Origin of the sequence: Microcoleus sp. AT3-D2, assembly GCF_036705715.1 — a bacterium.
Lineage (GTDB): Bacteria > Cyanobacteriota > Cyanobacteriia > Cyanobacteriales > Microcoleaceae > Microcoleus.
Map to the genome: position 1 here is coordinate 19,521 of NZ_JAUBVE010000062.1, position 9,698 is coordinate 29,218.

5 protein-coding genes are annotated in these 9,698 nt (G+C 44.9%); 4 read left to right on the forward strand and 1 reads right to left on the reverse strand.

Translation table 11 applies throughout. The features are described 5' to 3' along the window. Positions 1-154: 154 nt before the first annotated feature. The 4 genes from QUB44_RS22290 (at position 155) to QUB44_RS22305 (ending at position 7,899) form a co-directional block, all read left to right on the forward strand. Positions 155-4,402 (forward strand): PAS domain S-box protein, encoded by a 4,248-nt coding sequence (locus QUB44_RS22290; RefSeq protein WP_333370847.1) that lies wholly within the window; start codon positions 155-157, stop codon positions 4,400-4,402. A 249-nt stretch (positions 4,403-4,651) separates the two neighbouring features. Continuing rightward, positions 4,652-5,410: an SDR family oxidoreductase gene (locus tag QUB44_RS22295; RefSeq protein WP_333370849.1), complete on the forward strand. Its 759-nt coding sequence runs from the start codon at positions 4,652-4,654 to the stop codon at positions 5,408-5,410. A gap of 136 nt (positions 5,411-5,546) precedes the next feature. Continuing rightward, complete coding sequence (locus QUB44_RS22300; RefSeq protein WP_333370851.1) at positions 5,547-6,644, forward strand: DJ-1/PfpI/YhbO family deglycase/protease; 1,098 nt, start codon at positions 5,547-5,549, stop codon at positions 6,642-6,644. 550 nt (positions 6,645-7,194) lie between these two features. Further along, positions 7,195-7,899, forward strand: coding sequence for a rhomboid family intramembrane serine protease (locus QUB44_RS22305; RefSeq protein ID WP_333158696.1), 705 nt, complete (start codon positions 7,195-7,197; stop codon positions 7,897-7,899). Between the two features lie 255 nt (positions 7,900-8,154). On the opposite strand, the gene QUB44_RS22310 is transcribed toward QUB44_RS22305, so the two are convergent. Further along, on the reverse strand, positions 8,155-9,698 hold a 1,544-nt coding region (locus tag QUB44_RS22310), incomplete at its 5' end, for a calcium-binding protein (RefSeq protein WP_445299924.1).

The window sequence follows — 9,698 nt, forward strand, 5'->3', positions numbered from 1 at the left end:
AATCCTGCGATCCCCGAATATGGGGCTGGCAATGGGGCGCAGCCTTACAAAATCTGAATTGTTCGGGTAGGGGCAGTCCCCCCGTGGTTGCCCTTCTTCGCTTCGCCTAACATCAGAAGAAGAGTATTTCAACCTAAGCATAAGCAGCCGATTTATGAACAAGCGCATTTCTCAAATGGCAAGTCTACTCGTCATTGCGATCGGATGTCTCGTGCTGCTTGGTTGGCAATTTGACATCTCCCTACTCAAAAGTGGTTTTCCCGGTATGACTTCGACCATGAAAGCAAACACGGCAATTTGCTTTTTGCTGGCTGGAGTTTCTTTGAGATTGTTGCAGTACCAAAGAACGCGACTGCACAATCGCATCGCTCAAGGGATGGCAGGATTCATAATCATCATGGGTCTCCTGACGCTGAGCCAGTATATTTTTGGTTGGAAGCTGGGTATTGATCAGTGGCTTTTCCGAGATTTCGTGTCTTCAGCGACTCCTTATCCGGGAAGAATGGGAATAAATACCGCCCTAAATTTTGTGCTGATGGGACTAGCACTGTTAGTGTTAGGGCAAAATTCCCAACGAATTACTTGGTTGGCTCAGATTTTTAGTAGTGTTGCAGCTTTAATTTCTCTACTAGCTTTATTTGCACACCTATTCAATGCCGATATTCTTGAACGGTTGGTCACAATTACGACGACTCAATCCCTAAACACGAGCGCCACCTTTTTCATCCTCTATGGAGGAATTTTATTGCTCCGCCCCAAGGAAGGATTAATGCAAGTAGTAACCAGTCCCCTAGTTGGCGGAGTAATGGTTCGGTGGTTGCTGCCTTGGGGGACAATCTTTCCAGTGGCAGTAAACTGGTTCACTCTTCAAGGACAAAATTTAGGCTGGTATAACGCTAATTTTGACTTTACATTGCGTTCAACTGTTATGGTTTTCACGTTCTCAATTCTCATCTTGGGGACGGCTTGTTTTTTGAACCAGATAGATTACCAGCGCCAACAAGCCGAAGCAGAAATTAAAAAACTTAACGAAAATTTAGAAATTCTTGTGGCTGAACGAACAGATGCTTTACAAAAATCGCAGGCTCGTTTTGCAGGAATTGTAGAAATCGCCAATGATGCAATTATTTCAGTCGATCGCACTCAACGTATTACCCTGTTTAATCAAGGGGCAGAAAAGATTTTTGGCTATAAAATTGAGGATATTTTAGGGAAGCCACTGAATTTACTGCTGCCAGAACAGTTTAGAGATGCACATCCGCAGCATATCAAAAAATTTGCACAGTCTTCTACCAGAGCGCGAAGGATGGGAGAACGAGGCGAGATTTTTGGTCGTCGTCAAGATGGAACGCAGTTTGCGGCTGAAGCCTCTATTTCTAGGCTGGAAATGGGAGACGAAACGGTATTTACTGTTATTCTGCGCGATATTAGCGATCGCAAGCAACTAGAAGCATCACTGGCTCAAATGGCAGCGATTGTGGAATACTCTGGTGAGGCAGTTATTAGCAAGTCATTAGACGGCATCATTTTAACCTGGAACAATGCAGCAGAAAAAATCTTTGGCTACAAGGCTGAAGAAATCATAGGACAGTCGATCGTCATTCTAATTCCCTCCCATCTTACCTACGAAGAACAGCAAATCCTAGAAACGATTCGACAAGGAGAAACGGTTAAAAACTATGAAACCGTGCGTGTCCGCAAAGATGGACAGCTTATCCATATATCTTGTACCATATCACCTCTGAAGGACGCAAAAGGCAGAATTATTGGGTGTTCTGTAATTAAACGCGACATCACAGAGCGCAAACGAGCTGAAATAAATCGCAAACAAATTGAGATGGCTTTACGAAACAGTGAAGAGCAGTTCCGCCATGCGTTTGAAGATGCCTCTATCGGGATGGCGATCGTTTCACTTGATGGGCACTGGATTAAAGTCAATCCTGCCTTATGTCAGATTCTTGGCTACTCCTCAGAAGAGTTGTTAGCGTTAACTTTCCAAGACATTACCCATCCTGACGATTTAGATGCGGATCTTAGTTATGCACATCAACTATTAGCAGGAACAATTTCAACTTACCAACTAGAAAAACGGTATTTCCATAAACAAGGACATATTATTTGGATTATTCTTAATGGATCGCTAGTACAAGATGGACAGGGAAATCCACGGCATTTTATTTCTCAAGTACAAGAAATTACGGCTCGAAAAGAAGCTCAAAAAACGCTAGAACTTCAAAGCGTTATCATGAATAACATGGCAGAAGGAGTATGTTTGATTAAAGCCTCAGACCTCATGATCGTCTACACCAATCCAACCTTTGACGCTATGTTTGGCTACACAGAGGGCGAACTCGCAGGTCAAGCCCTTGGTGTCTTGAATTATGTCGATACAAATTTTACACCAGATGTAACCGTTCTAGATATCGTCACTCAAATTGAACAGACCGGCGAAGCGAAATATGAAGTCCACAATAGAAAGAAAGATGGAACTCTCTTTTGGTGCAGAGTTCATACATCCAAGTTTGAGCATCCTGAATACGGAACTGTATATGTTGCCGTTCAGGAGGACGCAACAGAGCTAAAACTAGCTGAGCAAGCCTTGCAAGCTACCACAAATCGCCTCAACTTTCTTCTAAACTACAGCCCCGTTGTCATTTTTAGCAGTAAACCTGCTGGCGATTATGGCGCAACGTTCATCAGCGAAAATATCAAAGATATATGGGGCTACGAAACCAGCGAGTTTTTAGAAGATTCTAAATTTTGGGTGAATCACTTACACCCCGATGATTTAGGAACAGTGGTTCATGGCTTGGCAAATCTATTCATTAATGATTTGTATTTCCAGGAATACCGTTTTCGTCGCTCCGATGGGGTTTATCGCTGGATGCTCGCTCAGTTTAGGCTAATTCAAGATCATTCAGGTACACCAGTAGAAATTTTAGGATATTTAATTGATATTAGCGATCGCAAACAAGCTGAGTTGGAATTTCATCAGGCAAATGAAGCAAACCAAGCCAAGACTGTCTTCCTCGCCAATATGAGCCACGAACTCCGCACCCCCCTCAACTCAATTTTGGGATTCACGCAATTGATGAGCTATGAGAAAAATCTGACTCCTTCTCTCCAAGAACGTTTACAGATTGTCAATCGTAGCGGTAGACATTTATTGGATTTGATTAACGATATTTTAGATTTATCCAAAATAGAGAGCGGACGGATGACCCTCAATCCTTCTGACTTTGGTTTGACAAATTTGCTGACTTCTATTGAAGAAATGTTCCAAGCTAAAGTCCAATCTAAAGAATTGCAACTAATTTTTGAGCTAGATCCCGACATTCCTCAATTTGTGCATAGCGACGGGAAAAAACTCTATCAAGTCTTGGTCAATCTCCTTAGTAATGCGATTAAGTTTACCAATCAAGGAAGCGTCACTCTACGAGTAAGAGCAGCACAAAGAGACAAAACATCCTGTCACCTATCTTTTGAAGTTGAGGATACAGGTGTGGGAATCGCGCCCACAGAAATTGAGAGCCTATTTAAGGTATTTGTGCAAGCCGAAGCTGGGAAGAATTTGAGTCAAGGCAGTGGGCTTGGTTTAGCGATCAGTCAAAAACTCGTCAAACTCATGGGCGGTCAAATTCGGGTTAAAAGCACTTTGCACCGAGGTAGCACTTTTTCTTTTGAGATTGGTGTACAGTTACCTCAAGCCGAATCCTTACCCCCAGAATCAATTAATCAAAGAGTAATTAATTTAGCTCCCGGACAACCGACTTACCGCATTCTTATTGTTGAAGATTTAGGAGAAAATCGTCGCTTGTTAGTCGAGATCCTGATCTCGGTTGGTTTTGAGGTGAGAGAAGCAAAACAGGGAGTGGAGGCACTCTCACTGTGGGAGAGTTGGCGGCCACACCTGATTCTGATGGATCTGCAAATGCCGATCGTGGATGGCTACACAGCTACTAAATATATTAGAGAACGCCCTCAGAGCCAAGAAACTGTCATTATTGCTTTAACTGCCAGTATTTTTGAAGAAGAGCGAGAGAAAGTTCTTATGGCTGGCTTTAACGACTTTATAAGCAAGCCATTTCAGCAGAGAGACATCTTTGACAAACTTGCTAAATATTTGGGAGTAAAATATATCTACGAAGTCGTAGGACAAACTCCACAAAAACTATTAGTTGAAACGGTGTCTGTAGCAGATCTATCCATGATGCCCCCTCAGTGGTTAGAACAAATGTATCACGCCGCTTACTATCTCGATACCGAAGTTATGAACGAATTAATTGTACAAATTCCCGAATCCAAAGCAAGTTTGTCCAAGGCACTAACTAATTATATCAATAATTTTAATTCTGACAGAATTATGGAGTTAATTCGACCTCTGCTGCCGACTCCACTGTAGTTATAAAGTTTAAGGACAAAGAAGCTATAGTGCTTTCAGTAGTGGCTAGATTTCCAATTGCAACCAACATGGAAAAGGATTTGAAAGTTTTTGGAGAGGTCTGTTGCAGATATCCATCAGCATGAGGAAATGGCATACACATTAGAGGGAATTTGCTGTATCATAGAGCAATTCTGTTTCGGGCGTGAAGGGGATTTTTTTTTATTAACCGCAGAGGGCGCAGAGGTCACAGAGAAAAGAGAGACAGAAATGATTGATTTAACCGGAAAGGTAATTTTAGTAACTGGTGGCTCGAAAGGGATTGGTGCAGTGACGGTGCGGACTCTGGTTAATGCTGGGGCTGAGGTGATTTTACATTACTTTCGCAGTCAGAAAGAAGCTGAAGCGATCGCAGCAAGTGTTGCGGGCGATCGCTGTTATTTATTGGCAGCAGATTTGAGGGGGGAAAACGTGGCCTCGGCTTTGTGGCGAGATGCTTTAAAATGGCGCGGTCATATTGATATTATAGTTAACAATGCTGGAATTATGCAGTCAGCAGGCATAGAGGACGAGTTCGATATTTGGTCGTCAGCTTGGCAGCAAACTCTACAAGTTAATTTAGTTGCAGTTGCCGACTTGTGCCGGGAAGCAATCCTTCATTTTAAAACTCGCAAGGGCGGTACAATTATTAATATAGCAAGTCGCGCTGCTTTTCGTGGCGATGACCCTAATTATCTGCACTACGCTGCGTCAAAAGGTGCTATTGTTGCTTTAACTCGCAGTATTGCTAGAGGGTTTGCGGCTGATAATATTTTGGCATTTACAGTTGCACCGGGATTTGTCAGTACAGAAATGTCTAATCAGTTTATTCAGGAGTTCGGTGAAGCTGGTATTATTCGCGATATCCCGATCGGCAAAATAGCTCCTCCTCAAGATGTTGCTAATGTTATCGCGTTTTTAGCGTCAGGTTTGGCTACCCACGCTACCGGGACTACGATCGACATTAACGGAGCCTCTTATGTGCATTGAGACAATAACTGTAAAATACCTCTCAAGGCTCATGCTGACACTTTTTAAAACTAACTAATTTATCACTTTAGCAAGACGATAAAAAAATCATAAATCATTTATGGTTATATCAAAGATAGTCTGAGGAAATTTGATTATGACAACCCATAACGGTGGCAACACAAAACGAGTTGCCATACTCATTGAAAATGGAGTTGAAGATTCGGAATTTTTAGTTCCTTACAACGCCTTAAAACAAGCAAATTTTGATGTAGTTGTCCTCGGTTCGCGGACAAACGAAAAGTATGCAGGGAAACAAGGAAAAGTTGCCCAGCAAGCTGACGGAACTACCACAGAAGCATTGCCAGCAGAATTCGATGCAGTGATAATTCCCGGCGGCATGGCTCCCGATACAATGCGGACTAATCCCAACACAGTAAGGTTTGTACGAGAAGCATTTGAGCAAGGAAAACTCGTCGCTGCTGTTTGCCATGGCCCGCAAGTTTTGATTGAAGCCGACTTGCTGAAAGGCAAAAATGCGACTGGTTTCTTGGCAATTAAAACAGACATGATCAATGCCGGGGCTAACTACATTAACGAAGCTTTAGTAGTTGACGGCAACTTGATTACTTCCCGCCAACCGGGAGATTTAGCAATATTTACTACCGCAATTATGGCTCGCCTCGGTTACGGCGGAAAAGCAGTCGGTTTGCCAGAAGAAACTGACAAAAATGCAGAATGGTGGAAATTAGCTAATGGTTGGGGAGGTTCTACACAAGGCGACATAGTTAAAGGTTTGAATACCGCCCTCGCAGGGGAACGCTATGCTTGCGAAGCATTTGAACATTATGCGGAAAAAACCCAAGACAGCGATTTGCGATCGCTCTTGAGAGAAATGATTCAAAACAAACAGCACCACATCATCGCTCTCGAAAGTCGCCTCAACGATTTCGGTGAAAAACCCTCAATTCCTGCCCAAATTGCTGACAAATACGCTAAATTAAAAGCGTCGATGCAAGGAACCGATGAAACGTTCTTGCTGCGGAGCACTCTCGGTGATTTGCAAACCGGTGTTGTCGATATCAACAACCTGCGGGTGAAGTTCACAGATCCCGTATCAACTGCCATTTTGACAGAGATAGAATCGGATTTGTCTAAGTGTGAACAAGTCGTTGCTAAACTCTTCCGCGCCCGTGCAGCTTCCCAGGAAATTAAGTCGCCTAAACCTTCGACTAGCCCCGCTGTAAAAATGTAATCAGCAAGGGGATAAATAAGTTTGTAGTTGTGTTGACTTGTTACAACTCCACCAATATCGCAACTACAAACTTGCTCTGCAATCCTACAATATACCCCTTGGCGGTAATATAAAACCCAACACTAAAAAGCAGATATTCAACTAACTGCAAAGTGGAGGGTTTTATTCAATGGGTTTTATTATTATTTCAGCGGGACACTGCTGGTTTGAAGGAAGCTTGCGACATCCAAGGGCGGTACAAGCCCCCGGATTCATCCGTGCATAAATAAAAAATATAGTATCCGATAAGCAGCCCCCGGATTCATCCGTGAGATCGCTTTCTTCAATTATTCAATTCTTTAATTCTAAAATCTAAAATCTAAAATCGATTAACCAGCCCCCGGATACATCCGTGAGGTCGCCTTCTTAAATTCTTAAATTCTTAAATTCTTTAAATCTAAAATCCAAAATCTAAAATCGATTGGCTTGTTTCCTCTTCCTTTAGACAGGAGACACCTGGGCTATAAATGCGCTACTGTGTTGCCAATATTTTGATGAGGAAAAAAAGGCTGTGGTTCCCTTACGCGATGAAAATCCCATTACTATCACTCCCTATGTCACCTACGGGCTGATTGCGGCAAACATATTAGTATTTTTGTACGAACTCAGTTTGGGCGATCGACAATTAACCGAATTTTTCTACTCTTGGGCCGTAGTTCCTTGCCAGTTAAGCAATATGTGCCGGGTTGCTCTGCCCGTTTCGCCATTTCCCGAATGGACGACACTAATTAGCTCCCAATTCCTGCACGCAGGCTTTCTTCACATTGCCGGCAATATGTTATTTTTGTGGATTTTTGGCAACAACGTAGAAGACCGTTTAGGACACGTCAAATTTATAATATTTTACCTTACTTGCGGCGTTTTAGCATCACTAACTCAGTGGTTTTTTTCCTCAGCATCTGCCATTCCGTCCCTGGGTGCTAGCGGCGCGATCGCAGGCGTTATGGGAGCTTACATTCTCAGATATCCCCAAGCCAAAGTTCTCACACTGCTGCCCTTGGGAATTTTTATTACCACTGTCAGAGTCCCCGCTTTCTTCTTTCTAGGATTTTGGTTTGCACAGCAAGCATTGAGCGGCCTGGCTTCCTTGAATGCCCCGGCAAGTGTCGGCATGGAATCCGGGGGAGTTGCTTACTGGGCCCACGCTGGCGGCTTTGTTTTCGGCGCTATTCTCGGCCCTTTGTTGGGATTGTTTTCTGAAGATAATCAGATTTAATTTTTCACCGCAGATTAACTCAAATTAACGCTGATAAACTGCAAAGGAAATCGGCGTTTATCTACGTTAATCTGCGGTGAAAACCTCTAATTTTTCTCAAAGTTCGGTGCTATGCTTGGCTCTTAGTTGGGATTGTTTTCTGAAGATAATCAGATTTAATTTTTCACCGTAGGTGAACAAAAATTAACGCAGATAAACTGCCAAGTAAATCGGCGTTTATCTGCGTTTATCTGCGGTTTCCAACCTCTTATCTTCCTAGATAAACGTGAAATCAAATTCCGAAAGAGAAGAAACCCCAGTTACACCATTTAACTTCGCCAAAATGCGAGAATCGCTGCCGGTGAGGTTATTGCCATTGCCGTCATAAATGATGTAAGTATTGCCGCCGGAATCGTAGGCAAACAAGAAAGCACTTCCTCCCAGAATATTTGCAGAAACCGTTGTCTGCACATTCAGCAGAACTTGGCTGTTACCGCTAAGATTCGCAAATCCGGGGGCAAAATTAAACTGATCGGCGATCGGCACACCGAGACCGCTAAAATCAGTAATCACATCGTATCCGCCCGCCGCGATCGCAGCCTCGATCGCCGCCGAAGAAGCCGCATCAAAGGCAGGCCCACCTTGTGCAGGGCTGGTATAGCGGTATTGATTGCCGCCGCCGCCCCCGGTCATGGTATCTGCGCCGAGGCCCCCTACGATCACGTCGTTATCCACACCGCCGTTAATCGTATCGTTGCCGCCTTGACCATCAATAGTATCGCTGCCCGCCAAACCGTCCAAATTGTCCGGCAAAGAACCCCCAACTAAATTGTTAGGCCCGCTATCAGCCGGCAAGATTTGAACGGTGACAGTACCTACGCCCGGAACTGTCCCGAATCCGTCGCTGACGCTGTAGGTGAAAGCAGTTGTACCCGCTACGTTGCCGGGGATGAATTGTACTTGAGAGACAAGATTTACAGCTATCCCTAGTTGCGGTGTACTGACATTGATAATGCTGAGCGTCCCTTTTTGCGGGCTGGAATCGTTCGCCAGTACGTCGATGAAAGTGGGCAGCAAATTATTCGTACTCGTAAATACAATGCCGTCATCAACAGCAATTGGCGGCAGGATAGTTGGAACAGTTACGGAGGTATCGAAAGAATTGATGTTAATCGCGACTGACGCTGCAGCCGTGCCACCTTGGTCGTCCGCTACGCTGTAGCTGAAAGAACCGGCTTGCCCGATCACGTTTGTTCCCGGTTGGAATTTCAGCCCAAGTAAATCCTGAACGGTTAACTTTTGGTTCACGGCGACCGGGTTCGTACCCGTAATTACCTGACCAAAAGTAGGATTGGGAAGTCCGACTACGGCGATCGACAGTGGCTGGCCCTCCGGGTCGCTGGGCGCCGAAATGCTCAGAGACAGAGGCAAATTCTGCAAACCAGTCACCGTCTTGCCAGCTTCCACGATCGGCGGCTGGTTAGGAGTCGGAGATGTAAAACTGGGTGGAGTCGGCCCGCCGCCTAAAGGCGGAGGAGTTGGGGGCGCCGCAGTTGGAGTGGGGACGATCGAAGGACTCGGACTCGGAGTTGTCCCGCCCGCAGTCGGAGTCGGGCTCGGACTCGGAACCTGTGTCGGCAATGTGCCCGTTGTTGGAGTTGGATTCGGACTTGTCCCCGGTGATGGTGATGGTGCCGGATTCGGACTTGTCCCCGGTGATGGTGCCGGAGTCGGAGTCGTCACTGCCGGAGTCGGAGTCGTCACTGCCGGAGTCGGAGTCGTCACTGCCGGAGTCGGAGTCGTCACTGCCGGAGTCGGAG